The sequence below is a fragment of the Thauera sp. DNT-1 genome (assembly GCF_055393985.1).
In genome coordinates this window covers 2,991,445-3,018,251 of the sequence record NZ_AP043752.1, presented here as the reverse complement: position 1 = coordinate 3,018,251, position 26,807 = coordinate 2,991,445, and the positions used below count along the sequence as shown (strand labels likewise).

The following is a 26,807-nucleotide window of genomic DNA, read 5'->3' as shown; positions in this document are numbered from 1 at the left end:
TATCAGAGCTGCTGCTCATAAGGCGTTAAGAGCAGCACGATCATGGCGTCCGTCAGATCCTTCGGTATGGTCTTGTCGAAGACGCAATGGATGGCAGTCGGTGGCTTCTTAAGGCTTGCCTTTCTCCATGCCCGTCCAAGGCTCGCCTTAATCTGGTCACCGCTCTCAAAGCTCACGCGCTGTACCGTCCCAGCTGCCAAGTGCTGCTTCAGCAGGTTGGCTTGGCTGGAAGCTTGAGCGTCTGCCAAGTGTGCGCGGTCCAGCTTGCCCGAGAGCCATTCGCCGAAGTCCGATGTCAGACTCAAGGTCGTCGTTGTCGGAGGCTTCTTCTTCGATGTTGCGCCGCCGTCGACAGGGTCTGGCTTGGGCATATGGCGTCCTTGCACGATGATCACAGAAGCCCAAGGCTCTTTAGTGGCATCAAATTCCTTCTGGAACCCATCTTTGCCTATCAGGACAAGCTTTGCGCGATACGCTGTCACCGACGGCGGCGCAACAGGCTGACCGATCCGCCCGACGCGCTGAGTTAAGTCTTCCCTGAATCCGTGTTCTCTACAGCGCATACCCGCTCCGCGAGCCCCAGCGCATGATTCTTCTGCTGCCTGACTCCCAATCTCAGCTCACCGCAGCCCCGAGCGCCGTCCTTTCATGGCCCGGAGCGCCGGCGAGCCGGGCTTCCGGCGGGTGCGCTATGTCATTTCCCTTCTCCCGCGCGGCCGTCGCCCTTCCGCCGCAGCGAAATGGCCTCGATTCGGAGAATTCGGCCGCCGGATTTGCATCACGGCGAAGCCACCGCGCACAGTCGCGCCTGCACCGTGGTGAACACCTTCACATGCGCGGCCACGCCGCGCCCGAAGTCCAGCACCAGGCGCCGGGCGTGTTCGACGAACTTCGCCGCGCGGTACATCACCTCCTGCAGCACCGTCTTGATGCGCCGGCGCTTGGCCGGGTGGCGGATCGGCGAGAGCTCGCCGGCCAGCCCGAGCTGGCCGATCAGGCGCAGGCAGTTGTAGGCGAATGCGGCCAGATGCACGACCGCGTCGTTGGTGTCGAACTTACCCGAGGGCAGGCGCTCGAGGTCCAGGTCGGTCTTGATCTCGGAGTGGAACTGCTCGTGCGTGCCGTGGTGCTTGTAGAGCTCGATCACCTCGGCCATCGCCCCATCGAGGCTGGTCCACCAGCCTTCGATCTCGATCTCGGGCGCCAGCAGGTGCTGGCCCTTCTTGTCGATGGTGCGCTCGGTCACCCGCACCACCAGGCGCAGCGTGCGCTTGGCCTTCTTCCAGGCACGATCGATCTTCAGGTCCAGCAGCCCCACCCGCTTGCCCACGCGCGCTTCTTCGAACGCACCGGCGGCCTCGGCCCGATCCACCCAGGCGGTCTTGTCCTGGCGGCGCGGGTTCCACTTGGTGAGGTAATCGAACGAACGCCCGAGTTCGGCCCAGCGATCGCGCTCGTCGGCCAGCGCGAACAGCAGCCGCGCGCTATCGAAGCCGCTATCGGCGCGCCACAGCAGCTTCGCATCGGCGGCGCACACCCGGCGCAGGCGCGGGAGCGCGCGCTCGAAGAAATACTCCGTCTCCAGCGCCGAGTGGTGCGAACCCGCGCGCAGTTCCAGGCCGAGGTTCCAGCCCTCGTTGCCCAGGTACAGCGCGATCGGCGTGTAGCCGTCGACACCCTGGTAGGTGCGGCTGACCGCTTCCTTCTTGGTGTCGGAGTTGTCCATCACGAAGGTGTCCAGGTCGGCGCAGACGTAGCCCTTGTGCGCCGTGATCGGCGCCTCGGTGCGCTCGAGCAGGCGCAGGCTCAGCTCGTCGGTCAGCTCGCGCAGCTCGGCCGCGCGGGCATCGAGCCGTTGGCGCATCCACACGCTGCCGGGCACCTTGGCGAGCCCGAGCGCTTCCTTGAAGAAGCGGTCGCCGCGAAACGGCTCGATCGCCTCGAAGTCGCTCTTGCCCAGGCTCAGCAGCCCGACCACCGACTTGACCAGATCCGAGCTCAGCATGCCCTGCGACACTGGCAGCCTCGGGTCGATCACCGCCTGAACCTGTGCCGCCTGGCAGCACTGCCCGATCAGCGCCAGGCCCGAGTACGAGGTCAGGTTGAGCTTGGCGGATTGCTTGACTTCGAAGCGCGGCATGGTCGGTTGGGTGAATGAGTCGGATGCGTAATTGTACAATTACATCAATGCGTTAGGCTGGATTTCCGGCTAAACGAACACGGATTCAGGTCTTCTTGACGTGCAAGCGCAGCAACTGGCTTCAATCGAGCCAGCCGTTTGATGCCACCCCTGCGTTGGGACAGTTCCGCCAATTCCGGGGTCGTGGGGTTCACCGGATCCCAACTCGCCAGGTAGTACTTTTGCCCCTCGCCGAAAGTCATGCTGACCAAGTCGACCGATCCGTACGCCGTCCGATAGAACGCGAGTGCCACGTCGCTGATCTCTTGCGGAACACAGCGCAGGCACAAGACCACGGTCTTCTGACTGGAATGGGGTCTTGCGAGGTCACAGCTCTGATCAACCACGAGAAGGAACTCTTTCGGTGTGCCGTCCCCGTTCAATCTCGCGAAGAGGTCACCCAGTTGGACCGGCGAACTCTTGGTCTCTGGGAGGTCGTCAGTGATATCCAGCCGCATCACCGAGCGCACGTGCATCTCGGCCAGTCGACTGCCGGGCGGTACCGTCCCGGGAAACGCGCTGTGCCCAATCAAGTCTGGCAGTTGCGCCCCCAAGGCGCGCACTCCCGCGTCCTCCAGCAGACCGCTCGCGAGCGACTCCGAGACTAACCATGACAGGTAATCAGGCAGCCTAGCCTCTTCGACAGCAAGCTCAGCTTCATGAAGCAGCGCGATTTCCGAAGGCTCGATCTTCGACAGATTCTGCCGCAACGTCATCGCTGCACGAATGGCACCTAGCCAGAACTCGTCGAGCATGTGCGCCCAAGACTGTTTGCCATGGTAGCCCTCAAGCATGCGTCTGAGCTTCGGCATGAGCTGTTGGGGGATCTGGTTCTTCTCGACGAAGCAGAAGAAATCCGCCCGAAGCCCCGTTCGTTCCTTGAAAGCTCCCTGCTGTTCTGCAGCCCCAGGCCTCGACGACATCAGAACAACCAACGGGTACTGCTTGAGAGTACCTTTGTGCCTCGCATCAATGATCAGTTGAGCAAGCTGCGCGGCGCGCGCTAATGACCGCTCTGGATCTCTCTCGTCTTTGAGGTAGAAGTCCAGAAAGATGACCTGGTATCCGGTAACATCGAGCATCGCGGGGTCAAACTTCGAAACTCGGTTGACGCGCCATTTCTGCTCATTCAAGAAGCCCTCAAGCCCTTCGAGAGCGCCTAGCTTTTCTTCTACGTCCTCTGCATATTTTCGGAAGACGGTTTCAACTAGCCAGGACCAAGCTTGCTTCTCTCGCAAAGCCCAAAGCCGGGCCACAGTGGCCGTGTCTTGAAGAAGCTCATCAAGGTGCTGCGGAACTGAGGGATCAAGCTCTGGGCGATGAAACTCCCTCTTCACCTGCGTCAACCGCTTCGGTACATCGAGTAGGGTGTCGCGAAATCGAGATACCGCTTCTCCATCAATATCGACGGGATCAGCCGATGCATAGGCATCGTCGATTACGACAACCTTCTTTAACGGCTTGACGAGCGCTTCTTCAAGAGCCTCCATTCCTTGCCCCTCTATAGCTGACAACGAATCCATGATGGATCCGGTCTTCATCGGCTTCCGCAAGTGCGATTTCCATCGCATTACCTTCCGCAAGCTTCTTCGCGATATACAAACCCATCCCGCGCCCTTCGCCAGAAGGCTTGGTCGTGAAGAACGCATTGAATACTTCATCGCCGCGGTCTTCTGAAATCCCAGGACCGTTGTCCAAAACGGTGAGTGTGTTGGCAGCCCTGTCGATGCTGAAGCTGATGATGGGCTCGAACCTCGTCGTCGTCGCAAGCAATTTGAGCCAATAAACCGAGTTGGAGATGAAGTTTTCTACGATCTGCAGAAGCTGCCCGCGGACGGCCTTGATCAGCACGGGCGTCTTGCCTAGACCGGTCAGGTCGACTCGGATTCCATGACGCCCACATTGAGGTTCGTGCATTTCCACGACATCCCGCAGCATCTGAACTAGGTCAAACGATTCCTTCCTTTGACGCCCCGGCGTCGACAATGGATCTAGGATTCGGATCCGCCTCTCGAGAGTGCTCAGTTGATCTCGCAGATTCCGAAGCTGGCGGTTTTCGGTAGCGTTGCTCGGCTTGTAGGTCTGCAGCAGCTTCAAGGCGTTTGCGGAAAGGCGCGCCAATTCATGGAAGATGAACTCCGTCATTAGGCCGACGCCCGCGAGATGGACGTATTTGTCAATGTCCTCCTCATAGGCGCGCACGGTCATCTTCGAACGCTCCCAGGCTTCGGACATGTCCGTCATGCGAGCAAGCAGGGTGTTGATCGCCGCGACGTCCTCCGGAGCCTTGACTTTGGTCCTCAGGTGTTGGACCTGTTTCAGCGCCTGTTTCTGGGCTTCCTCCAGGCGCTTCTCCAGCTTCGGAAACTCCTTAGCCGCCGACTCGTCCTGTGCCCCCTCAACAGCGTTGAGGTAGCTCTTGAACTCGACCACCAAGATGTGGCGCAATAGTGCGATCAGTGCTGCTTTCTCTTCCGTGTCGCGCAAGCCTTCCCGATTGGTCTGATCCTGCAGATGTGGGTTGCCACGACTGGAGATGCGGACCGCACCGACCAGCTGTTTCCGATTCATTTTGTAGCCCTGCGTGGCCAACGCAATGCCGTCCAGGTCGAGCCAGTCGTCACGCGCCTCTGCGTACGGATATACGCGATAGTGATCGCGATAAAGCAGTAACCCTCCGCCCCAGTGAGTCAACCACTGCAGGGCCGCTTCATAGCCATCAGGCTTATCGAGGCGAAGCTTCTGCCGGTTAAACCAATGCGCCTCCATCTCAAAAGGGCCTAGGCTCGCTAGACCCTGCATCAGCGTACCCGCTGGACGGAATGCCTCGCCCGTCTTTGGACGCTTGCCCTTCAAAGTCAGTGCGCTGAGAAGATGCATCCCCTCCAGGCTGAAGGTCTTGCTCTGTCCGTAGGCCTTGTAAGTTACCTCACCCGATAGGACAGGTTGCCCGTCGGCATCGAGCGCGAAACTCGCCGAGCATCGTGCATGCGCGTATGCGAGCTGACGCGTCTGAAACGAAGGGATGTCGACTGACTGCCCATTAAAGTACAGTCGCACATTCGGGCGGCTGAACGAAGTCAGGAACGGATCCACCAACTTGGCGAAATCTGTCTTCGCAAGAGACTCCATCTTTTCGATCGACCACTCGCTCGTCAGGTTCGACATGCGGATGATTGTGCCGTGATCAGACGCCTTGTTCTTCTTCGGCCCGACGTTGGGAGCTGCAGGGAACTCGTCTAGGTTGAGGTGTGGATTGCGTTTGATCGTGGACCAGTCGATCTTGAGTTCATGCAGCGTCTTATCGCCCGTCTTAGACGTCAAGACGTGAAGCTGATCGCCAAGGCGCACGGCGGAGAGGCGGCCGATGCCCTTTTCACCAAGCACCGTGTGGGTGCTGTTGCGCATTCGATCGTCCAGGCGGTGGGTGGTGCCAATGGTGAGATAGACGCCACCAAGGTCCTCGAACGACATGCCGCCACCGTCGTCAGTAATCTCGACCCAATTGCAGCGTGTGTAGGCGGCATCTAGTGCCTGGATGTAATCACCATTTGACGGCGACAGCGCCTTCTCTAGAAATGCATCACGGTCCGCCTGCGCTGCCGTGGGCTCCATGCCGGCCTCGAGCATTTGCCGAACCGTATCCCGAGAGAGACTTTCCTTCTTCTGGAAAGATCGCTCAAGGCTCTGGCGAATGCCGAGGTATTCACTGCGCGGTAATGTGACGCGAACATGTACTGCAATGCGCGTGGCCCGCGCATCTAAAGAGTTCTTCACCAACTCGTAGATAGCGATCTGGTCGGAGCTGATCAACTCAGCACCGAGTTCAAGCAGGACGCGAGCCTTGACTGTTATACCCACAGACAATTACCTACCGGTGCAAGAGCTGAGCGCCCAATCAACAGGGGGGCGCTCGACGCTCGGAAGTTTCCCGACAAGATGGCTCTGTGCTCAACAGCAGCTACAACTGACATACGAGGCACCCTTGATCATCATCGTCCTCCGGCACCTCGGCGGAATCCGCTTGGGAGAAGACCTCCATCAGCGTCACGTTTTCGCGGCGCTGGGCCTTGCGCTCGATACGGATCACGTGCTCGCGCTTGATTTCCTCCATGCGTTCCGGCCGCTCCAGCTCTGCCAGGCTTTCCCCCTGGCTCCACGTGAAGAAGTTACCGGTCTTCTCGTATGGCTTTTCGTACGCCTTGGCCTTGTCGTACAAGTCCGGATACGTTTCCTTGAGGCGGACCCACTCAATCTTCTGCTGGTAGAAGCAGAAGTAACATCCCGAGCGGGTACGGCCCCAGCGTGTGTATGGAGGCATGCCGACGCCGGAATTCCTCAGGATTTCTTCGATGTCGCGCAGCACCAGTCCGTCTTCGCGGAACGGATAGACAGCCTTGATGTTCGGCTTGTGGCTGATGTAGCCGCTGCGGTCCTCGTCAGCGCGCAATCCAACGTAGTTCACGACCTCGTCGTTGCCGCAATATTGCTCGAAAGGCTTGAGCTTCAAGGCCCGCGTGCACCAGCGCCGGTGATTGGATGGAATCATGCCGCCGTACATCTCGTACCAGTGGTCGAACCCGACGTCTGCATTGAGATGCGTCACTTCCTTGCCGAGGTAGTTCGAGATGCGTTGCAGATACTCGTAGGTCTCGGGAAGCTCCTTGCGCGTGTCGCTGAAGATGTATTCCATCTCCGGCACGCGGTCACGCAGGTAAATGGCCAGTGCCGCGCTGTCCTTCCCGCCAGACAAGCTGAGAATATGTCTAACCCGCTTCTCGCTTGTCATGGTGCTTCTCCTCGGTGGAATTCGTCGGTGCACGCGTTACCTGCAAGTTCTGCAGTGCCTGCGCCAGTGCAGCAGCGGCGGTCTGTGGGTCAGCACCGGCCTCCTGCGCGAGCAGGTCCAACAGGTTGTGCGCAAGCCGGGTGGAATGCTCGGTCGTGGCGACCAGCAACGCGGACTCCTGCCCGCTAGCGCTGGTGAGCGTCAGGCTCATGAAGCGTTCGGCAGCGCGCGGTGCGCCCTTGCGCTGCATCACCAGACGCAGCCAGCGTCGGTAGTGGCCGGAGATGTCTGTCACAGCCTGAGCAAAACTGACGACAGTCTCGTCCGTCCAGGCGTCCAAAGGGAGCTGGACGAGTAGGCTGGCCACGGAATCGAGCCACTTCTCGTCCGTCAGCGTTAAGTCCGTGCAACGCAGGATAAAGCTCTTGAGTCGGGCGTCTGCCAATCCGGTAGCGGTACCAGAGCATTCGGACTGCAACTGGCTGCGGATCTTGCCAAGCGGGCCGATCATCTCAAACGCTTGCCCCAGCTCTGTGACCACAACATCCTGCAGCTTGCGTTGGCTCATGCCCAGATCAACCAGCGCCGCAGACAGCCATTCTTGAAAGGGGCGTTTCCCCTTGCTCTGGGCATACACTTTAGGCAGCGTCGAGGTCAGCAACTGGATCGGATCCTGCGCTTTGCGCAAAGCCGAGCGAACCAGTGCGGCATCCTTGCTGACTCGTCCTGTCTGTTGAGTGAAATCCGACAGCCGTCCGAACCAGCGGTACAGGGCCCGAGCTAGCTCCAGATATGTCGCTTCGCCGCTGGGCACGGCCCCAAGCGAGGCAAGCACAGCGCCGTAGTCACGCAACAAATTGTGGCCGCCCTGCGCCTGCGGGAGTTCGCGCAACGTGAACGTGTGCGGATTCCGATGCATGCGCTGAAGGTGCTCGCTCGTGAGTTCCAGCACCAGTGTGCCCCGCTCGAAGACTGCGCAGCGACTGCGATGGATCATCAGGTAAAGCGTGACCCATACGCTGGCTGGACCATTGCGTACACCAAACGGCGGAGCTGCAAGCTCCTGAAGCACTTGCTCGAACGTGGGTGCCTCGTCTCTCGTCAGGACGAGCGAAATCTCAGTCCAGAGTGCGCAGATGTCGACGCGAGCCCCAAGCTTGGGTTCAACGAGCTCGCAGTCGTTGCCGTCGGCCTGCCATATGCCCGTGTCGCGCAACAGCGTGGCGTGGATTAGCCGCTCGGGCGGGTACTCGTTGTCGCGAAAGAGTGTGGCTCCACCGGAACCAGCCAGCAGAGCGTCAAGCAACCGCTGACGCGCAAGGACGATAGCGGAAGCGGGGCGATCCTTGTTGATCAGCTCGTTGATGATGCGCGGAGCACGGTGGAAGACCTTCTCGAACATCCAAGATGCCACCTGGCCGACGTTCATCGACTCGCTGTCCGGCACAGCCTTACCCTGGTGCCAATACACTGGGCCAATGCGCCCCGGATTAGACGCCAATGCGGACAACACGAGTGCATCGACATCCTCTTTGGCCTGATGGAGGCGGCTCTCGACGTACTGGCTGGTCCAGGGATCGAGCCGCTTGGCCGCTACCTCGCGCTGCACCGCCAGCCAGATCGCCAACTCTGCGAGCGCCGCCCGCCCCCGAGCGGACAGCGACAGGCAGCAGTGCACGCTGAGCGGATCGTCCGCGTCGCGTACGCGGTCCAGGACTTGTCGCTCTTCCCGTGAGTCTGCCGTCACCAGGATTAAGCGGAGCCAGCCGTCAGGTTGCCCGTCTGAATCACTTCTGTTGGCGCCTGCATGGGGCCACGCGGTGACTGTTCCGACATCAATGGCTAGTGTGCGGATCGTTCCCCGGCGGTCATAGTGCTTGTTGGCCACAACCAACCGATTCCCAAGCGCGTGCGAAGCACCACGCACAGTAAGCTCGTCGTCGCCCGCCTGCGCCGCTTGCTCGTAGAGCGCTTCGATGTTAATGGCATCTGATACAGCGAATCCGTATTCGGAACGGCTGTGGCGGCAGATCAGCAAGCCTTGGTCCACCAGGCGGTCAAGTAGCGTCCGTGTCTCAGAGACTGAGAGGTTGCCGAGCGCGAATGCGACCAACTCCGGAGTAATGCGTAGCGCGAGGGGTGCCTGCACCAACTCCAACACGGCGATGGTCTTGAGTGCCACCAGAGCGTCCGCGTCTTTCGCCTGCCTCTCAATGCTGACGAGTGCAAATGCCCAACGACGCTCTGCAGCGAGATCGCGAAAGCGTAGCCCATTCCCCGAAGCCAGATAGTCGAACACCTGAGCCAGGCGATACCAGGGGTATCCCTCTACGGAGGTGACTTGCGCAAAGTCCCGAAGCCCCGCCGGCTCGTTGCTGTTGAGGAAGGCATGGAATGAGCGCTCGCTCTGACCATAGCGTTTGGAGACGACGGCCAGCGAAGCCAGCGTCAGCGGATGGAGGGGGTAAAGTTTCTCGGGATGCTGGAACAGACGACGGTCAGCGGGGGTTGGCGCCCGAAGGATGGATTGCTCCAGCGCCGTTGCGAATAGAGACCGTGCGGCACCCACGAGTTTGGAATCGCGGTGCAGCGCCGGCTTAGTGCCTAGCGCATGGGTCGCGAAGTGGACGTAGCGCTCGACGGGCTCGTCGAAGGGTATCTCCTCGAAGCGCGACGCGACCTTGTGCCATTCGTCCCCCAGAGCGCGGCCAATGCCTGCCGCGTAGCTCGCGAAGTGCTGGTGCTGAAGCACAACCATCGCGAGAGAATCGTCCCCTTGCCGGCATGCTTCCTCAGCCAGTTGTTGAAGTGCGATCAGGTCCCCTGCTTCTGGGTGCATCGCGGCGTGCTCGACGAACTTGCCCACTTCATCAACCAGGAGCAACGTGCCAGAGAAACCCTGTGCTCGAGCGACAGACGCGAAATCGCGCATCAGTTCCCCGGCAACCGCGTTGATGGGGCGCCCCTTGTAGAGGCCCGGCTCGCTCAGATGGCGCTTCAGGGCGTTTGCCCCTTTGCCTTGGTGCCAGCCTTCCAGAGCGCGATGGACTTCCGCTTCCAGCGCTAATCCGATGGACAGCCGCGCTCCCACGATCGCGAGCGCGAAACGCTTGGAACTTGCGAATAGGTCGGCGACAGACGCGGAGGCTTCCCGCAGCATTTCCGAGGCCGCAGGATGAGTGTCACGACCAGCGAGCAATTGGGCAAGCACAATCCCCAGCGCCGACTTGCCGCTTCCGTACGGACCAACCACTTTCCAGGCACGCTGAGACCGACACTCCGCAAGCGCCGTACCGATCTGCTTGAGCGCCTGGACGGCATTGGGCGTAGGCAGGTAGCTGGCGATGGTCGTATCGTCGTGAAGGTCGCGGCTCAGCGAGATTGAGCGGGTGTGGTGCGCGTTCAGCTCCAGTCCATCGATGATTCGTTTAAGCATGGATGGGAGCCTCCTCGTGTGCATCCAGTAGGTAGTACGGATCGACGCGGTCGCGGTGAAGTACAACGCTTTGCGTGTCGGAGGTGTCGACGAAACGCACGGCATCGCGCAAGGGGCCTTGTGCCACGTTCTCCACGAAAGCGCGCAACTGGTGTTCATCTAAGCGGAAGACGACCCCGGGGCTGTTCACCCCCTTGAGCAGACGATGGAAATCCACAGATGACGAGCCTTGTTCGGACGAAGCTACAAACTCCACTAACGCAATAGCAAACACGCGCAGGCTCAAACCGATTGGCGCGCGAAGATCGGTGTTAAAGACGATACGTCCATCTTCTTCCTTGGCGGCGCGCAGCAATGCAAGATCCTGCAGCGGGCACCAAGAGGTGTCGTCGCCACTACGCTCGGCTTGGTAGTAACTTTGGAGAAAGATGGCTGCATGCTGCTCCAGCGTGCTGGCGGCGAGCGGCCTGGCTGAACCTTCGGCGCGTTGGGCCAGTGCCGCGACCAGCCGCTGACGGTCGAAGCGCACCAGTCGCCCCTCACCAAACACTTCTGACCAGGCTGCCAGCGCCGCACGAGTACATAGACGCCAATGCAACAACCACAGCGACTCAAGAGACTCCAGATGCTGGTCCCACCCGTGCTTGGGGTCGAGCAGCTTGCGTCCGACGGGACCAGGTTGGTGCCCATGACCCGTCACGGACACAAGAATGCCCGTGGCCTCGCACCAGAATTGCAGCGACTTCAGCATGTTGCGACCGATACCCAGAGCGTGCATTGCCCGCTCTTCATCCTTCAAAAGGCCGGGCTCGACAGAGACCGCCTGGTAGGCCTTTGGTAACCAGCCATATCGGCAGACGAAGGACTCGTGTCCGGAAAAGCGATCGGTGACTGTCATGGTGCCTTGGTCTTGTTCTTGGTGCGTTTCGCGCCGATAGAAGCCTCAGCGGCCTCTGCCGATGGAGAGCGTTCGACGATGATGGCCTTTGTGGTAGCGTCGAAATACAGATCCACTGAATCACCCTCCTGGATGCCGGCATTGCGTAGCAACGCTTCAGTGAGGGCAATTCGTCCCATTTTCTGTACTTTTTTTGTACCGAAATGAATCTTCATGAAGTACCCATCAGGGCGAAAACTGGTCAGTAAAGTAGGGAATATTAACCCAATACAGCCCTCATCAGATACAAGGCATGCGCTATAAATATTTCTTGAACGTTCCCGCCGCGATGTCCACCGCAGCCCCCAGCAATACTGCACTAGGCAGCAGGATCAGCAGCGGATGGACGCTCACCGGCAGTGCCAAGTAAGTCACCCACGGCAGGATAGCCAGCGGCATCAGGCTGGCTTTCGCACGGTGGTAGACGAACCCTGATTCGCGCCCAGCTCCGAAGCTGCGCACGTCGCGCCGCACCAGCCCATCCACCAGGCCGACGAAGGCGGCCATCAGGAACAGCGGCAAGGTCAGCGTCAGCACCAGCAGCCTCACGAGAAATACGAGCACGGTGTAGGCCGAGGCGATCAGGTAGCTCTCCATATGCACATAGACCATGCCCAAGTAGTACCGGAAGTCATGGGTCTTGCTGCGGGCGCCGGCGCTGGCCTGCGTGGCGGCATCGCGTATCCAGTCGAGCAACCCGCTTTTCACGAACAACCAGTCGTAGGCCAGCTCAACGAGATGCAGGGTGGCGCGTCCTGGTTCCTGCACCAGTACGCTGCGCGTGAAGCTCTCAGACACCAGGGCCAGCTCGTGGTTGAGCATGCCCTGGGCGTGGCGCCAGCTTTCCTCGGGCCAGAAGAAGTGCATCCCGACGCACTCGATCACGATGCACAGGAGAAGCGAACCGCACAGCACGCCGAAGAACCGGAACGGCAAGGTGATGAGGCCCGCGATCAGCCCCTGCTGGCGGACCTGCTGGCGCTGCGCCGCGACGGCCGGATCGCTCACGTGCAGGCGCCTTCCTCGCCAGCCTCATCGGCCGCAGCCATCTGCTGGAAGTTCGCCAGCAGATCGTCCGGCAGCGCCTGATCCTGGAAGCCAGGGACGCCCTCGCTCTCCCACCACTCGCCGGCCTCGACGTAATGCTGCCGCATGTAGCCGGCCAGCTCCTGCAAGTCCTTGGGCATAGCCTCGTCGGGGTCGGGTGCCGGCAGCGGCATGCGGATCTTCCACAGTTGCCCGCCTTCGATGAGCGCGAAGCATTGTCCTTTGGGTAGTCCGACCACGTGTGCCGGCTCGATCAGCGGCACGCTGTTGCTGCTGATTCGGTCCTGGGTGTTGGAGGTGAATGCGGTGTTGCCGGTCGGGTCGGAGCTGTCGGTCGCGCCGCTCATCACCGTGGTTGCATAGACCTCGACCTTGGGAAGTTGCCGCGTCAGCAGCTCGGCCGTGGCGGTCTCGCGCACGCGCAGCATGAACAGGTTGTTGAAGTTGCCGACGACCTGGCCGGCCTTGGCGCGGTTGCCGATGCGCGCTTCGATGTCCGAGAGCGTCTGCGTGTAGGCCGTGACCTGGACTCCGGCGCCACCGCCCTTGTTGATCATCGGGATGAACTCGTCGCCCATCAGCTCGTTGAACTCGTCGGCATGGACGTTGATCGGCACCTTTACGCCGGCGGAGGCGCCCGGCAGGCCATCGTCGATGCCGAACTTGTAGATGTGCCCGGCAACCGACACCAGGTCGCTGAACATCGAATTGCCCACGGCGGCGGCGACCTCCGCATCCGACAGCGCATCCAGACCGACGTAGACCACCGCACGCTTGCGGATGATCTGCATCCAGTCGAAGATCGGCCGCGGGTCGTCGAGGTCCGAGTAGTTCGGTGCGAGCAGTTGGGCGATCTTGCCGGTGGTCAGCTTCTCCAGGAGCGGCAGGAGACTCGCCACGATCTTGTCGAAGTAGGTGCGGTCATAGCGCACCGCGCTGCGCAGGCCGTCAAGCACCGGGTCGTAGATGCGCACCTGCGAGAGGTACTGCTCCAGCGCTACGACGCGCTTCTCGCGGCCGATCATGTTGCGCGGGATGTTCTTGTCGTTCAGCCTGGCTTCGAGCTGGACGATGATCTCCCAGGCCTTCGGCTCGTTCTTCGCGAAGAAGTGCTGGGCGTACTCGATGAACAGCGCATCGATGTTGACGACGTGGCGCTGGATCAGCAGGTAGTCGGGCCGCTGCCCCAGTTCCACCAGGGCCCGGGCGATGATGTTGACGAAGCGCCAGGCGAACTCGCGGAAGGCGGCGCTGTTGCCCTCGCCCGAGAGCTGGCCCGCGATGCGGGTGGCGACTTCCGAGATGCGACCGAAACGGCCCACGGCGTTGTAGCGCGCCGAGATGTCCGGCCAGCCCAGGTGGAAGACGTAGAACTCGCCTTCGCGCCCGGCGCGCCCGGCCTCCACGTACATGCGTTTCAGCAGATCGGCATCGCCCTTGGGGTCGAAGACGATCACCACCTCGTGCTGGCCATTGACCTTGCGGCGAATGTCCTGGGTGATGAAGAGTTCGCCCAGGCGTGTCTTGCCCACGCGCGTGGTGCCCAGGACCAGCGAATGGCCGACCCGCTCCCCCAGCGGCAAGGTGACGTCGACCTCGTTCGGCTCGATGCCGTGCAGGCGAGGCAGTCCGCCGACTGGCTGCAGCGGGCGCGCCGGATTGAGCGGGCTGTCCCAGGCCAGGGCCTTCGCCAACTTCGAGACCGGGAACGGGGCGAACTCCAGCCGTTCCTCGATCCGCCGCGCCGCCCGATAGATCGCCGTCGGCTCCACGTAGCGGCGGAACTCCGGCCGGTAGGTCTGCATGAGCCGGTGCGTGTGGCGCTGGTCCCAGCGGAAGCCCCGGCCGATGAACAGCCGCTGCTGGCTCACCGGTACGTCGCGGCTCGTCATCACGTAGCGCGGCAATCTGCGGATGTTGCGCCGGTAGCGCAGGATGGCCCAAGCGTCCCGCAGGCGGATGGTGCCGAAGGTCAGAAATGCCAGCGCGCTGCCCAGCCCCAGCAAGGGGCTCAGCGCGAGCGACCACGGCGCCACCAGGCACAGTAGCGCGGCGCCGGCACAGACCGCGACGGTGTACAGCTCCACCGCTGGCCGCAGCAACACCTCGACGGCTTGGGACTGGGCCATGGCCGGCGCTTCACGTCACTTCAGGGCTCGATGCCGGTGGCGGTGATCAGCACCGGGTAGTGGCGGATGCCCAGCCGCTGGGCCAGGTCGTCGCCCGAGGCCGGCGAGAGCGTCAGCCCCGGTGCGAGGCGGCGCAGCTCGGCCAGAGCTTCGGGCGAAGCCACGTTGACCACCAGCCCCACCGCGTGCAGCTCCTGCAGCGCCGCCCGCCTCTGCTTGAGCCAGGTGCGGGACCGGTCGTCGTCGCCGAGCAGGAATAGCGGCGTGAGGCCCGATGCGCGAATCACACGGCGTGGCTCGTCGCCCGGTGACAGCCGCGCCGAGCGCACCGGCAGCATGGCCGCCTCGGCATCGGCCGCGCTACCCACGCGGGGAACCGGTTCCGGCACCGGGGGTGTGGCGCGATCCGAGTCTTGGGGACCCAATGCCTGGTAGTACGGCAGCGCCGAGGTGCCACTGCGGTCCTCGACGACGATCAGCGGTTCGGAGGTGGCTTGGACGGCGGTACTCGCGGCCAAGAGCAGTCCCAGAGTGGCGGTGAAGAGGATGCGGTTCATGGTGTGGTGGTCCGGATGGAGGAAAGGGACGCATCCGGACCCAGCACCCGGGCGAGGTGCTGGTGGACGCTGCGGCGGTAACGGGCGGCCGGTGCGCCACCTGCAGGTCGGTGGTAGCGACCGATGGCGACCAGCCAATCCTCACCGGCCGTGTGTTGCTCCTGCAGGATCTCCGCAGCGATCGCGAGATTGCGGTATGGATCGAGCAGTTCGCAGGGGTGGACGTAGCGGTGCGCATGGTGGCCGAGGTTGACCTGCCCGAGGCCGGCATCGATGCGGCTGGCCGGCGTGTGAGAGAGAGCCTTGCGAAGTCCGGTGCAGGCGTTGGCCCGCGTGGGGTAGCGCTCGGCCCTGCCGGCGACATTGAGCGTCCACGGCCAGGGAATCAGGCGGCCGCGCAGCCGGGTGCCGCTCTCCTGCAGGGCCACTGCGTACAGCACCGGCGACGGCACACCCACCTGTTGCGCAGCGAGCTGGTAGGCTGGGGGCGGCAGTTCCCGGGCAGGAGCGGGGGACGCACAAGTGCAGGTGCCGAGAACCAGTGCGGCATGGGCGGCCATTGCACTCCACTGCACTAGGCGCCCGGTGGCTATTGGCGCTGCCATTGGCCGTTCACCTCGTGCACCACGGCTGGCAGTTCGCCGGGCAAGCCAAGGGACAGCCAGCGCCCGGCGTCGTGATTGAGCGTGATCGTGCGTGCCTGGACGCGTCCGGGATCGATGCCGGCCTGGGCCGCCCACTGGCGGATGCGCGCATCGTCCTGACGGCTTCCGACCATGTAGAGATCGAAGGATGTGCCGGCCGCCTGCAATTGGCGCACGCGCTGCTCGCACGGCGGGCAATCGGCTTTCACGAAAACGGCCAGCCGGCCGGACCCCTTGTTGCCGGAACCGGGCGCATGCGCGCCGGGCAGGTTCACGCGCTGCTGGCCCGGGAAGAGGCGCTTCCACGCAGCATCGTAGGCGCGTTGGTAGGCAAGTGTCTTATTCACGCGCCTGGATTCCGCCTGCACCTGCAGTTCCGCATAGCGGTTGCGTTCCTCGTAGCTGCGGGCCTCGATGCCCAGGGCAGTGAGTGGATCGAGGTTGGGCGAATAGATGCCGAGCGGCCCCTGCATCAGTTGCCGGTAGCGCGCCCATTCCTCGGGGCGCAGCCCCCAGTCCCGCGCCTGGCGTTCGTCGAGTGCGGCGTCCATGCTGTTCTGCACCTGGCTCGGAGCCGCTCGGGAAGTGGTCACCGGTGCTGATTGCGCGACTGTATCGGCCGCAGCGATGGTGAGGGCCATGGCAAGGCTGATCGCAGACGCAAATCCCGGTTTCATGGCACACGCTCCTACGGCAACGTGATGCGGAGCGTCTGGCCATCCACGCGGAACACGGCGACATGCACCTCGATGGCCTGCAGGTGCCATGCACCGACGGAATTGCCCTCACGCAGCAGCCGCACTTCGGGTAGCGAAGTCGCTCCTGGCGCCGCAACCGACAGGAAGCGTTCGCCGCCGCGCAGCTCAAGGCCGACCACGCTGAACGGCGGTTCGAGCACCTTGGGTTTCGCTGCCTCGGCGGTGCGGCGGGATACCGTCGCTGGTGGCGGCGCCTTCTTCAGGCGCGCTTCGATCGCGCCCACGCGAACCTGCAGTGCCTGAAGGTCTTCGCCGCGGGCATCCGCCGCCTGTACCTGTTCGACGTGCGACAGCCGCTCCTCGAGGGCCTGGCGGGCGGCGTCGAAGTCCGTCTGGGTGATAGGCTTGGGCTGGTGCTTGACCGCTTCGGCCTGCTGTTCGAGGTCGCCGACGCGCGTGGCGAGTGCCTGGACATGGGCGTCCTGGGCGCTGGTGTGGCTTTGCTCGGTCAGGCGCGACAGTCCGACACTGTTGACGATGGTCAGAGCGCTGACGAGCAGCAGCCAGACGCCTGCGGCGATCCTGAGCCAGCGCGTGCGGTCGTTGCTGGCGGGAGGGATCTGAGGGATGTTCATGGCCGGACCTCCCGAGGCTCTGCGGCCTCGACCCGATCTTGATCTGCGCCCGGAACGACGCCAGTCGGGACTGCGATCGAACTGGCGGAAGCGGGTGCCGCCTGGCGCAGGAAGCACACGTGGCGGGAGGCATCGTCGACCGACAAAACCCATGCCGGGCCGGCGAGCACCAGCAGCGCGTCGCGCAGAGCCAGCGGCCCGAGACGCAGATGCGCTGCGGGCAACGGAAGCGCATACAGGGCCGTGGCATCCGCAGCGTCACAAAGGCGATAGCCCGTTCGGCGGAGGACGTGACGCATGGCGTCGCCCACGCTCGCGTCGAAGGTGGGTGGAATCGCGACCTCGACGACCTGCTCCATCAGGTCACGCTGAGCCGGTTCCGGCACCAGCTCGACCAGGGTGTAGCGCCCCTGGCGGACGACGGGAACGAGTTCCGGCGTCTGCTCAGGCACAGCCTCGACCGGCGAAAGGCTTCCGGGTTCAGAGGGGGCCGGAATCGTCGTGCAGCCGGACAGCAATCCGCCGAGCACGAAAAGCGCACAAAGTAGTCGGGCAGAAGATGATGGCATGTGGCAACCCTTGGCGACGAGATGCCATCACCATTGCAGAAAGGTGCCGTGCAGGCAGCCGGGAATCGGGCATTGACCGTTCCCCAATTCCGAGGAGGTGCCATGCGCCCCAGGCGTGCGACATCCGCCGGATCGAGAACTTCGGGACAAGGAACGGAAACAGCGCCAGCTTCGCTGAAAAGAAGCGGCCCCCGAAGGGGCCGCCAAGTCCAGCAACTCTCAATGCACCAACTGCCGTGCCAGCGCCACCTCCACCGAATCGCCATCCTGGTTCAGGACATCGAGCCCCGATTCAGGTACGTCGCCCGAGGTGGATTGCGAGACCATGATCTTCCTGGCCATCAGCCCCAGGCAAGTCATCTGCGAGGAACTGGCGTAGCCGAGATAGATCACGCGCACCGGTTGCTTCTGGCCGATGCGCCATGAGCGCCGCGCCGCCTGCTGCAGCGAATACACGTTGTAGCCCGATTGCATGAAAACGATGGTCGGGAATTCCAGCAGGTCCAGCCCGGTTTTGACCAGCTCGGGATTGGTGATGAGCACGTTGATGCCGCGGTCCAACTGCTCGGCGATCCAGTCCTCGCGGCGGGAGGCATCCACGCTTGCGCGCAGCACCGCCACCTTGAAGCCCTCCTGCTCCAGCAGCACCTTCAGGCGCGACGTGGTGTCGCGCGTGCCGGTGTAGACCGAATAGACCAGAGTCTTGCGACCTTCCGCTTTCTCCTGCTTGCATATCTCGATCAGCTCGCGCTCCTTGGGCATCACCTCCAGCTCGTTGAACTGAGCCGGGACGAATTCCAGGGTGTTGCGCGTGCGCGGATGCACCACGGTTTCCGACCGGAAGCAGCAATCCGGCCAGGCCAGCAGCACGTTGAGGACCACGCCGAGCAGTGTCGTGTCGCGTTTGGCCAGGGCCTGCTTCAGCTCCTGGGTCAGTCGACCCGCCAGATCGCGGTAGGCTGCGGCCTGCGCCGTATCCATCGCGACTTCGCGGAACTCCTCGTCGTAGGGCGGCAACACGTTGCCACCGATGTCCTTGAGCTTGAGGAAGACGGTGAACGGCAGGACGCAACGCAGCACGCCCTTGGGACCGAAACCCGGCGCCTTGACCGTGCGCACCGACACCTTGGTGCCCTTGGCCGTCTTGTGCGCCGTGCCCGTGCTCTCCGAATAGATGTCCTTGAGCACGCCGTGATCGCGCATGAACGCCATCGCGGCCGAGGTCATGCTGCCGCTCTTGGTCGGGCGGTAGCCGTCTTCGATCATCCGCCCGGGCAGGGCTCGGAACAGCAGATGGAACAGGTCGTCGCCGTAGCCGCCCATCAGCGTGCCGGTGAGCAGCAAGGTCTTGCGCGACTTCGCTGCGAGCACGCCCATGGCCTGGCCCTGAGCGGAACCGCCGTTCTTGTACTCGTGTGCCTCGTCGGCGATGAGCAGGTCGAACGTGCCCTGGGGCAGATAGCGCTTGATGTACTCGGACGGCTGGTAGCCGCCCTCGCCAAAACCAAACTCCATGTTCGCCATCGCGCGCTCCATGCGGTGCGCCTGGCGATCCGAGAAGACCAACTCACCCCGGTCGTCCATCAGGTTGATGAACTCGTGGATGTTGTCGCCGAGCATCGACGCAAGGAACGCATCGCCGAACTTCTGCATCAGCTTCTGCGCGGTGACTTCCCCGATGGTCGGGATGCGCTTCAAGGCTTTGAGCACGGACGAGGACTGGTCGCTGGCGGACAGGCTCCTCGGGCGGATCAGCGTCCACAGCGGTGCGGCGCACTGGCTGCACTTGCGGCGGTACTCCTCGGCTTCCAGCTCGACCGGGTTGGCCGGCTCGCCGTCGAGGTCGGCAATGACATGGCCGCAGTCCGGGCACGCCCCCACGTCGCCGTGGCGTGTGCGGTGGAGGGTGAAGACAGGTTTCCAGTGGAACCCCATCCGCATCCGCACGCGGCCCAGGACGAAGAACTCCTGGCCGCTCGCCGGCACGCCCAACTGCTCGCGGAGCTTCAGCAGCTTGAGCAAGGTGTCCGGGCCGTTGAGCACCCAGACCTTGGCGCCGGCCACCGTCTCCTGGATTTCGCGCCGCCACTTGTAGACCAGGTGAGGTGGCGAGAGCACCAAGGTGCGGCGGTAGCCTTCGGCGTTGAGCACGGCGGCCGTCGCGATGCCGACGGTCGTCTTGCCGCATCCCATCTCGCCATTGACGATCGCGGCGCGTTCGCCGCGGTCAACCAACAGCTCGGTGACGGCATGGACTACATCGGCTTGCGCCTGGAACAGCTTGCGCTTGAGACTGGCGAGGACGATCTGCCGATGCGACCGTGCCTGTCCGGCGTAGACCGGGGGATTGGCTCGGTTGAGCGAGTCCAGCAGCTCGTCGCCGAATTCGGACACGAAATCCTGCAGACTGAGAGTGAGAGGAGAAGCGGACGATTCGAGCAGATCGCCCTGCACAGCGGTTTCGGGAGTGGTTTCGAGATCGAGGGACATGGTGATGCTCCAAAGTAATGGGGCATGCACCTCCCCCTGCAGGGCGATGGCATGCCCCGGGGTGGGGAGAATGGAACGGCGCGGGGCCGTCGAGAAGGATCAGTACTCGCTGGGCAACAGCAGCGTCGTGACGCTGCGATCCCATTCGGTGATGATCCAGAGCTTCAGATCGGGCGCGACCTGGTAGGACGAGAACAAACGATCTTCGCCGGATTTCAGTGCGGCGTCGTTCTGCTGCCTGTCACCTTCGTCGAGATCGCCCCAATCGCCGCTGAGATGGCGACGCAGGTACGGAGACGGATTGAGCCGGCCCTGCTGGACCAATGCATCGATGCCGATGGTCATGACTACCTGACCGGGCGAGAAACGTGCTTGTGACGCGAGGTTGAGGACTGCGAGTGCCATGGTGGGCTCTCCTTCTGGAAGAAGGGGCCACGGCACCCCATCGGGGCGACATGACCCCGGTGGGTGGATGAAAGCGACGGCGAACCGTCAGGGAACAGCGATCAGCGGATGGTCAGCACATCTCCCCGTGTCGGGGAACCTGGCGTCATGTCCCAGGCGCGGATGACCGGCACGAACTTGTCGGTGAGGATGCGCGTCTCGGCCACGGAGCCGTCGTCGCGTTCGGTGTATTCCGTCTGGAGAGTCTTCTCCTTGTGGGTATCACCTTTGACGACGAGCACGCGCCCGGTCCTGGACCTCACCACGCCAGAGATCGCGCCCGCGGCCAGGGCCAGGGCGAGATGCCAATGCGACAAGGCCCGTGCCGGAGGGCGCAGCGCCTGCTGCGCGGCACCGAGGTGCGTATCGAGTGCCGGCCAGAGCCCTTGCAGCCGGCCGACCTCGTCGGCGAACTGCTCGGGTTCCATCGTCACGCGATAGAAGTGCTCCGGTTCGGCCGGGCTGATGGGGACCGAGTACGGCAGGAACGGCCATTCCAGCGGCAGTTCCTCGGCTTCGGCGTCGCCTTGCCCGATCTGTAGCAGCAGACCGCGCGTGGCCTTGACCGAATCCGATGCCTGGTCGCGCTGGCGAACCCTGCGACCGAAGACCACCACCTGCTTGAACTGCGTCTCCACCGCACGGTAGATGCGCAGATCGGCGAAGTGGCGCGTCAGCCATCCGACCAGTTCGGCATCGAGCACGTAGGACGGCACGATGAAGACCAGCACGCCGCCGTACTGCAGCAGCGGCAGCGCACGCTGATAGAACAGCTTCTCCAGCCTGGCCCGACCCTGGCCCTGGTAGCCGATGTTCCCGTTGGCGTCCTTGCTCAGGTCGCCATAGGGCGGGTTGAGCCACAGCAGGCCAAAGGTCTGGCGCGAGATCAGCGTGTCCATCAGGTCGCCATGGATGCAGCGATCGACGAGTCCGCGTGCGTGTGCGGCGCGTTCGTCGTCGTACTCGACGGCGAAAGCCTTGACCTGCTCGCGCCCGAGGGCGTGAGCGACTTCGGCAATCGCCACGCCTTCGCCGGCGCAGGGATCGAGAATGCACATCGGCCCGTCAGAAGGGGCCAGCGCAGTGAGCGCTCTTTCGAGCGTGGGCTCGTCCGTGGGGAAATACCCGTTCTTAACGAAATTGCGGGCGAGCCGCGGAAACATGAGTGCCATGGGATTCTCCTGAAGGCGGGAATGAAGGAAAGCGGACATGCGGGGCATGCCCGATGGGGAAGCGTCTCAAGCCACCGTTTCGAGCGGCAGCGCTGAGACAGGCTCGGGCCGAGGCGTCTCAGCGGCGAGCACCCCACTGCGGATCAAGCCGCCCAGGGTCTGGGTCAGCACCGGCACGTCGATGGCGAGTCGGTGGCCTTCCAGTGGGCCGAGGGCGAACGGCAGGCGGGTCAGCATCGACTTCGCCTGCAGCAGCTCCAGCACGAGGTCGCGCCAGTGATCGAGCAGCGGCAGCGGGCAGGTGTCGCGCACCAGCAACCACAGCCGGTCGAGCCGGTGTGTGGAGTCGCGTGGCAGAAGCGCCAGCGCGCTGGCGTTGGCCTTATCGGGACGCACGCAACGGCGGTCGAACAGCCACACGTTGGAAAGCGAGCCGAACAGCGTGCGCCGGTAGGCGCGCGCGCTGCGCTTTTCCAGATTCTCGACGTTGCCGACGAAAACCGGGACGCTGCCGCCTTGCTCGGTGATGAGATGGAACTGGTCCAGTCCCTGTTCATCCCGTCCCAGGGTCAGGCGAGCGAGGAATTCCTGAACCGCGGTGTCGCGCGCCCAGATGGAGAGAAAGACCAGGTTGCCGTTCTCGTTACCGATGCAGCCGTCGGCCATGAGGTCGGGGCATTCATCGATGCGATACAGCGTCTTGGAGGGATGTGTGACAGGCATGGTGTTGTCCTCGAAGGAATCGGAGGCAGCACGGCCCGCCGGGGCACTCACTGCCCCAAGGGGTGGAAAAAGCGCCGCAAGCGGCTTGGCAAAGAAGGACGACCTACGCGTCGCAACGCGCCGTAGCCTTGAAGGTTTTGGCTACCTGGGCATGCTGTCGGCTTCGCCGACGGACATGGGCATAGCCTGCCTCATTGCCGAGCGGGACGTGAGCGACAAACCGCTGCGCGCACTGCTCACGTTGATCGGCCCTCGCGCATTCGGGCACCTCGACAAAGAAGAAGCGGATCATGCCGCGATGGGCACGATCCGCTTGGAGGTCAGGCTTTCAGCTTACGCAGGCCTTCCGCGAGCAGCCAGAGTGCCCGGTTGAGCCGGACGTTCTGGTCGATGCCCTGGACAGGCCGTGTGCGCTGCTGGCGCCCGTTGGCAGTGCGGCCGGTCAGACCGCCTTTGACGAGGTTCTCCTGGATGCGGTTGAACGTGGACCACAAATCCGCGTGGTTGTCGTCGAAACGACGGGGGCGCAGGATCTGGCCTTCCGTGATCGGCACGGTCTTGCCGGGTTCGTCGTACTTGAGGACCAGGGCCGATCTGGCGAAGACCTCGGCCTCGCCGTCGTCGAGCGTGATGGCACGCATGGCGTCGCGCGAGTCCTGCACCTGCTCGAAGCCATGCAGCACCTCGTAGGCACCCTCGATCACGTGATCGGTGACGTTGCCCTTGTGAGGCACGCGCACGTCGGCGAAGGTGTCGCCGCACACCAGACCGTTCTGGCAGACGAAGCGGAACATGCCCGCCAGCATCTGGTAGCTGCTGGTGCCATCGTGCGAATTGAGCAGGATGATCTCGTTGGCCTCGGCGCCGTTGATCTGGCTCGCATGGCGAAGGCGCAGCATGTGCTTGGTGTAGTCGCGGCGGTCCTCCTGGCGCACGCGGGTCTGGCACACCATGAACGGCTGGAAGCCTTCCTTGCGCAGTTCGGTCAGCACTGCCGCCGTGGGGATGTAGCTGTACCGCTCGGAGCGGCTCTCGTGCGGGGTGTCCGCGAAGATGGACGGCGCTACGGTGCGAATCTGGTCATCGGACAGCGGATGATTCGACCGCAGCACCGGGGAGCGATAAGTGAAGCGGGATGCGAGTTGCATGACGATCTCCTTGGATGAGAGACCGGAGCCCCGCCCCACCGGGGAGGAACCCCGGCGGGTGGTGGAACGTCGCTGGCGCGGCGTTGGGAATCAGGCCTTGGCGAGATGCCAGTCCTGGGACAGCGGAGCGAACTCGTAGCCCAACACACCGAGACGGTCGCGCTGCTGACGCAGGACGCGGCGATCGACGGTGGCATCGAGCTTGACGATCTCGCCCAGCGGCCAGAGCGCACCGAACAGCGCCGCGTCATCCGCGTTGGCCGAGGCCTCGGGGGATGCGGTCGGCTCGCTGCCGAACGGCGTGGTGTCGACCAGGGGATCGCGCGGGTTGCGTGGCTTCGCCTTCGGCTTGGCCTGGGGTACGGCCGGCGCGGGTGCCTGCGCTTCCTCGTCGATCGGATCGACTTCCTGCGGACTCAGCCGGCGGGCTTCGTCGCGGCTCAGAGCGTCGATGTTGGACAGCGTCATCCCGCCCAGAAGGGCGCGGATCTCGATGACCATGCGGCCGTTGGCGTTGTAGGTGGAGGGACGAATCTCGGCAATGGCGAAATCGCCCTCGTACTTGCCTTCGGCGTACTGGTCGAGCTCAGCGTTCTTCACGACGAACTCGCCGATGGAGGTCGCGAGGCGGCCGACGTTGAAATCGCCGTTGCGGCCGTGGATGGTCTTGATGGCCAGTTGGCCGGGGATGGTGATCATGAAGGTCTCCTGCTGACGAAGAGAAGACAAGGCCCCAGGGAACGGGGCCTTGCGGATCAGAACGGCTCGGCAGCGGCCAAAGCGGGGGCATCGGCGTCAGCATCGTCGGCAGCTTCGGCAGCGGGCCTGGAGGGCTCCGGTGTCGAGGCTTGCTGCGCGGCGGGCACCTCGGAAGCCTCGGGGACTTCCGGCTCGCGCGCGTCGGTCTCGATCGGCTTGGATTCGGCCTTGTAGACGAGCTTGCCGTCGACCTTGATCCAACTGACGAACAGCAGGCGTGCCTTGAGGCTCACACCCTGCTCGCCGGCACGCTTCCCCTTGGAATAGGTGAAGGTGTCGGTCCACAGGTCGCCCAGGCGGAAGCCGATCATCACTTTCTTCTCTGCCTCGACGGCGTCGATGCAGCGACGAACCAGGTGCTGCGCTTCCGAACCCGATACGCGCGTGTCGAAACGCACGTACGAGACGTCATCGCTGGGACCGTTCAGGGCCGCGATGTCGCAGGCCAGGAACGCATCGCCTTTCTTGGGCTTCACTTCGCGGATGCGATTGAGGTACCCGAGGCCGGTGATGTGCAGATCGAAGTAGGACTTTTCGGTGGAAGTAGTCATGGTGAATCTCCTGAAGAACAAAGAGGCGGAGACACACCCGACCCAGGCGGGGAAGGTGTGGAACCCCCGCGTGGGTTGATGGAACAGCTTGGTGGCATCGCCATCGAGAACCGATGGCCGTTCGCGCATGGACGCCGGTGCGAACTGGTGGGATCAACGCGGTCGGAACTGCGTCGTAGCCTTGAGGATCGTGGCTACCTGGGCATGCTGCTGACGGAAGTCAGCGGAACATGGTGGGAAGCGTGGCCCGAGGTCAATGCCCGCGCCAGTCGGAATTGGCACCATCTGGTTCCCGCATTGGCGAGGGTCTGACTCAGGCGTCGCAGAACCGGGCCATCGACTCTTTGGCCGAGTCCAACAGGTCGTTCTGGTAGGCAAAGAAGTGCATCACAACGACTGTAGGCCAGCAAAAAGAAGCCCCCGAAAAGGGGGCATGGGGAAGGGGTTGTCAATTGCCGTTGTGCGCAGGGGCCACGGCATGCAATGACAAGTGCGTCGCGGTCGCGGACACCTCGAGGTCGCCCTCGCCGCTCAGGATGAGCGCGAAGACACCATCGTGCGGATCGAAGAACTCGCCGAAGTCGTCGCCACCGAACTCGGCGCGCGCCAGCTCCCACCAATCATCGAACGCATCGACATCCGGATTGCAGTGCACGGCGTAGGCGATGAGCTTCTGGCGCCCATCGGGCCTGCGCTCACCGCGCTCGGCCAGGAAGTACACGCCCTGGTCCTTGACCAGGACGACACGACATTGATTGACCACCGCTTCGGCGAGCACGGGCCGCAGGTCGGTACCTTTGAATCGAACAGACATGGATGTGATCTCCAGGAAAACGAATGAAGGGCCTCCCGCCGAGAGGACGGGAGGCTGCGTGGAGGTCAGTGCCGGACAGGCTTGCGACCGGACAGGCATTGCACGCGAATGCGCCGCCAGTTCCCGTCGTCGATCCGCCGCTCCAGCGTCTCGCCGAGAGAGTCGAAGAACACCTCATCGACCCGTTCGACCAGCTCGCCGTCGCGGTGCAGTTCCACTGCGTACACGTCGAGCCCGCGCTCGTACAGCACGGTGACGCGTCCCTGGAACTTCGCCGTGGCCACCGTGAAGCCAATGGCCGGTGGCGTCGCGATGATGTCCTTGGGCAGCGGATCGACCCAGGTGAAGTCCCGTGCGCCGGCATCCACCAGCATATGGGTGATGCGCCGGTAGCCGTCGGGTGCGGGCAACTGTTCCATCTGCTGGATCAGCTCCTGCAGCTCAGGGCTGCGTACCTCTGGAATTGGCAGCTTCGCCGGTGCGGAACCGAGCACGAACCGCTGCACCGTGTACGGCTTGCCGTCGGCAGTGAATGCGGTTTCTTCCTCGGGCGTGTCGGCGCGCAGACCATCGAAACGGCGTCGGGCGTAGGGTTCGACCTGCACCTTGGCGCCCTCGCCGGGCACCTCGGTCACGAGCGCCCGGTCGAGCACCGCGAATTCGGCGCGTCCCGTCTTGATGACGATGGCCTCTTCGGTGGTGGCGATGACCTTGCCCTCGAAGGGCTTGGGATCGATGTGGAAGCCCAGCGTCGAAACCTTTGGCTGGCCGTCGAAGATGTTGAACTTGAAGCTGCGGACGTTGGAAGGCACATGGCCGTGGACGAGCGTCGGCATCTGTGCGCGGATGGCTTGGGTATCCATGAGAGACTCCTTGTGGCAACCAAGGGACTCCCGCCCGCAAGGGAGGTATGTCCCTTGAGGGTGAGGTGGATGGACGCGGCATGCGTCCGGCGAAAGAAGCGACCAGCGCGGCGAACCGCACCGCAGTCTCGAAGGTCTCGACTGCCTGGGCATGCTGCCGGCAACGCCAGCGAACATGCGGGAAGCGTGCGGCAGGCGCAGGTGCCCGTCGTCCGGGAATCGG

Annotated in this window: 24 protein-coding genes; all 24 read right to left on the bottom strand. The window is 63.3% G+C overall.

All coding sequences use genetic code 11. The features are described from left to right. Nucleotides 1-2 precede the first annotated feature (2 nt). Nucleotides 3-563 carry a hypothetical protein gene (locus ACZ5PP_RS13925; RefSeq protein ID WP_464826160.1) on the bottom strand — a complete coding sequence of 187 codons (561 nt, stop codon included), beginning with the start codon at nt 561-563 and terminating at the stop codon, nt 3-5. Between the two features lie 215 nt (nt 564-778). Then, entirely contained in the window at nt 779-2,140 is a 1,362-nt protein-coding gene (locus tag ACZ5PP_RS13920; RefSeq protein WP_004300513.1) for an IS1380 family transposase, read from the bottom strand. A 44-nt stretch (nt 2,141-2,184) separates the two neighbouring features. After that, nucleotides 2,185-3,720, bottom strand: coding sequence for a hypothetical protein (locus tag ACZ5PP_RS13915; RefSeq protein WP_464826159.1), 1,536 nt, complete (start codon nt 3,718-3,720; stop codon nt 2,185-2,187). Continuing rightward, nucleotides 3,656-5,992: an ATP-binding protein gene (locus tag ACZ5PP_RS13910; RefSeq protein ID WP_139335880.1), complete on the bottom strand. Its 2,337-nt coding sequence runs from the start codon at nt 5,990-5,992 to the stop codon at nt 3,656-3,658. Before ACZ5PP_RS13910 ends, ACZ5PP_RS13915 begins: the two co-directional genes overlap by 65 nt. Before the next feature lie 148 nt (nt 5,993-6,140). Beyond that, complete coding sequence (locus ACZ5PP_RS13905; RefSeq protein ID WP_076600402.1) at nt 6,141-6,968, bottom strand: phosphoadenosine phosphosulfate reductase domain-containing protein; 828 nt, start codon at nt 6,966-6,968, stop codon at nt 6,141-6,143. Further along, a complete protein-coding gene (locus tag ACZ5PP_RS13900) occupies nt 6,946-10,404 on the bottom strand; it encodes a hypothetical protein (RefSeq protein WP_076600403.1) in 3,459 nt (1,152 codons plus the stop codon). Before ACZ5PP_RS13900 ends, ACZ5PP_RS13905 begins: the two co-directional genes overlap by 23 nt. After that, nucleotides 10,397-11,302, bottom strand: coding sequence for a DUF4007 family protein (locus ACZ5PP_RS13895; protein WP_076600404.1), 906 nt, complete (start codon nt 11,300-11,302; stop codon nt 10,397-10,399). The genes ACZ5PP_RS13900 and ACZ5PP_RS13895 overlap by 8 nt, the downstream gene beginning before the upstream one ends. Beyond that, the gene (locus tag ACZ5PP_RS13890) at nt 11,299-11,517 is read right to left on the bottom strand and encodes a hypothetical protein (RefSeq protein ID WP_076600405.1); all 219 of its coding nucleotides are present in this window, start codon (nt 11,515-11,517) and stop codon (nt 11,299-11,301) included. Before ACZ5PP_RS13890 ends, ACZ5PP_RS13895 begins: the two co-directional genes overlap by 4 nt. Nucleotides 11,518-11,599: 82 nt before the next feature. Further along, nucleotides 11,600-12,349 carry a TIGR03747 family integrating conjugative element membrane protein gene (locus ACZ5PP_RS13885; RefSeq protein ID WP_076600406.1) on the bottom strand — a complete coding sequence of 250 codons (750 nt, stop codon included), beginning with the start codon at nt 12,347-12,349 and terminating at the stop codon, nt 11,600-11,602. Next, nucleotides 12,346-14,517: a type IV conjugative transfer system coupling protein TraD gene (traD, locus tag ACZ5PP_RS13880; protein ID WP_076600407.1), complete on the bottom strand. Its 2,172-nt coding sequence runs from the start codon at nt 14,515-14,517 to the stop codon at nt 12,346-12,348. Before traD ends, ACZ5PP_RS13885 begins: the two co-directional genes overlap by 4 nt. Before the next feature lie 20 nt (nt 14,518-14,537). Beyond that, nucleotides 14,538-15,074 (bottom strand): integrating conjugative element protein, encoded by a 537-nt coding sequence (locus ACZ5PP_RS13875; protein ID WP_076600408.1) that lies wholly within the window; start codon nt 15,072-15,074, stop codon nt 14,538-14,540. Further along, complete coding sequence (locus ACZ5PP_RS13870) at nt 15,071-15,679, bottom strand: lysozyme family protein (RefSeq protein ID WP_076600409.1); 609 nt, start codon at nt 15,677-15,679, stop codon at nt 15,071-15,073. The genes ACZ5PP_RS13875 and ACZ5PP_RS13870 overlap by 4 nt, the downstream gene beginning before the upstream one ends. Next, nucleotides 15,664-16,359 (bottom strand): TIGR03759 family integrating conjugative element protein, encoded by a 696-nt coding sequence (locus ACZ5PP_RS13865; RefSeq protein WP_076600410.1) that lies wholly within the window; start codon nt 16,357-16,359, stop codon nt 15,664-15,666. Before ACZ5PP_RS13865 ends, ACZ5PP_RS13870 begins: the two co-directional genes overlap by 16 nt. A 47-nt stretch (nt 16,360-16,406) precedes the next feature. Then, the gene (locus ACZ5PP_RS13860; RefSeq protein ID WP_076600411.1) at nt 16,407-17,051 is read right to left on the bottom strand and encodes a hypothetical protein; all 645 of its coding nucleotides are present in this window, start codon (nt 17,049-17,051) and stop codon (nt 16,407-16,409) included. Then, nucleotides 17,048-17,581, bottom strand: a complete 534-nt coding sequence (pilL2, locus tag ACZ5PP_RS13855; protein ID WP_244551574.1) for a PFGI-1 class ICE element type IV pilus protein PilL2 — start codon at nt 17,579-17,581, stop codon at nt 17,048-17,050. Before pilL2 ends, ACZ5PP_RS13860 begins: the two co-directional genes overlap by 4 nt. 258 nt (nt 17,582-17,839) lie before the next feature. After that, nucleotides 17,840-20,110, bottom strand: a complete 2,271-nt coding sequence (locus tag ACZ5PP_RS13850) for a helicase-related protein (protein WP_076600413.1) — start codon at nt 20,108-20,110, stop codon at nt 17,840-17,842. 99 nt (nt 20,111-20,209) lie between these two features. Then, nucleotides 20,210-20,515 carry a hypothetical protein gene (locus ACZ5PP_RS13845; RefSeq protein ID WP_076600414.1) on the bottom strand — a complete coding sequence of 102 codons (306 nt, stop codon included), beginning with the start codon at nt 20,513-20,515 and terminating at the stop codon, nt 20,210-20,212. A 101-nt stretch (nt 20,516-20,616) separates the two neighbouring features. Beyond that, nucleotides 20,617-21,726 (bottom strand): DUF6094 domain-containing protein, encoded by a 1,110-nt coding sequence (locus ACZ5PP_RS13840; protein ID WP_076600415.1) that lies wholly within the window; start codon nt 21,724-21,726, stop codon nt 20,617-20,619. Nucleotides 21,727-21,792: 66 nt separating this feature from the next. Continuing rightward, entirely contained in the window at nt 21,793-22,449 is a 657-nt protein-coding gene (locus tag ACZ5PP_RS13835; protein WP_076600416.1) for a hypothetical protein, read from the bottom strand. A 320-nt stretch (nt 22,450-22,769) separates the two neighbouring features. Further along, complete coding sequence (locus ACZ5PP_RS13830) at nt 22,770-23,597, bottom strand: DUF932 domain-containing protein (protein ID WP_076600417.1); 828 nt, start codon at nt 23,595-23,597, stop codon at nt 22,770-22,772. 90 nt (nt 23,598-23,687) lie between these two features. Next, nucleotides 23,688-24,296 (bottom strand): DUF3275 family protein, encoded by a 609-nt coding sequence (locus ACZ5PP_RS13825; RefSeq protein WP_076600418.1) that lies wholly within the window; start codon nt 24,294-24,296, stop codon nt 23,688-23,690. Nucleotides 24,297-24,352: 56 nt separating this feature from the next. Continuing rightward, a complete protein-coding gene (locus ACZ5PP_RS13820) occupies nt 24,353-24,907 on the bottom strand; it encodes an STY4534 family ICE replication protein (RefSeq protein ID WP_076600419.1) in 555 nt (184 codons plus the stop codon). Nucleotides 24,908-25,355: 448 nt separating this feature from the next. Then, on the bottom strand, nt 25,356-25,721 hold the full coding sequence (locus ACZ5PP_RS13815) for a DUF3085 domain-containing protein (RefSeq protein WP_076600420.1): 366 nt from the start codon (nt 25,719-25,721) through the stop codon (nt 25,356-25,358). Nucleotides 25,722-25,786: 65 nt separating this feature from the next. Then, nucleotides 25,787-26,584, bottom strand: coding sequence for a GTPase (locus ACZ5PP_RS13810; protein WP_076600421.1), 798 nt, complete (start codon nt 26,582-26,584; stop codon nt 25,787-25,789). Nucleotides 26,585-26,807 lie beyond the last annotated feature (223 nt).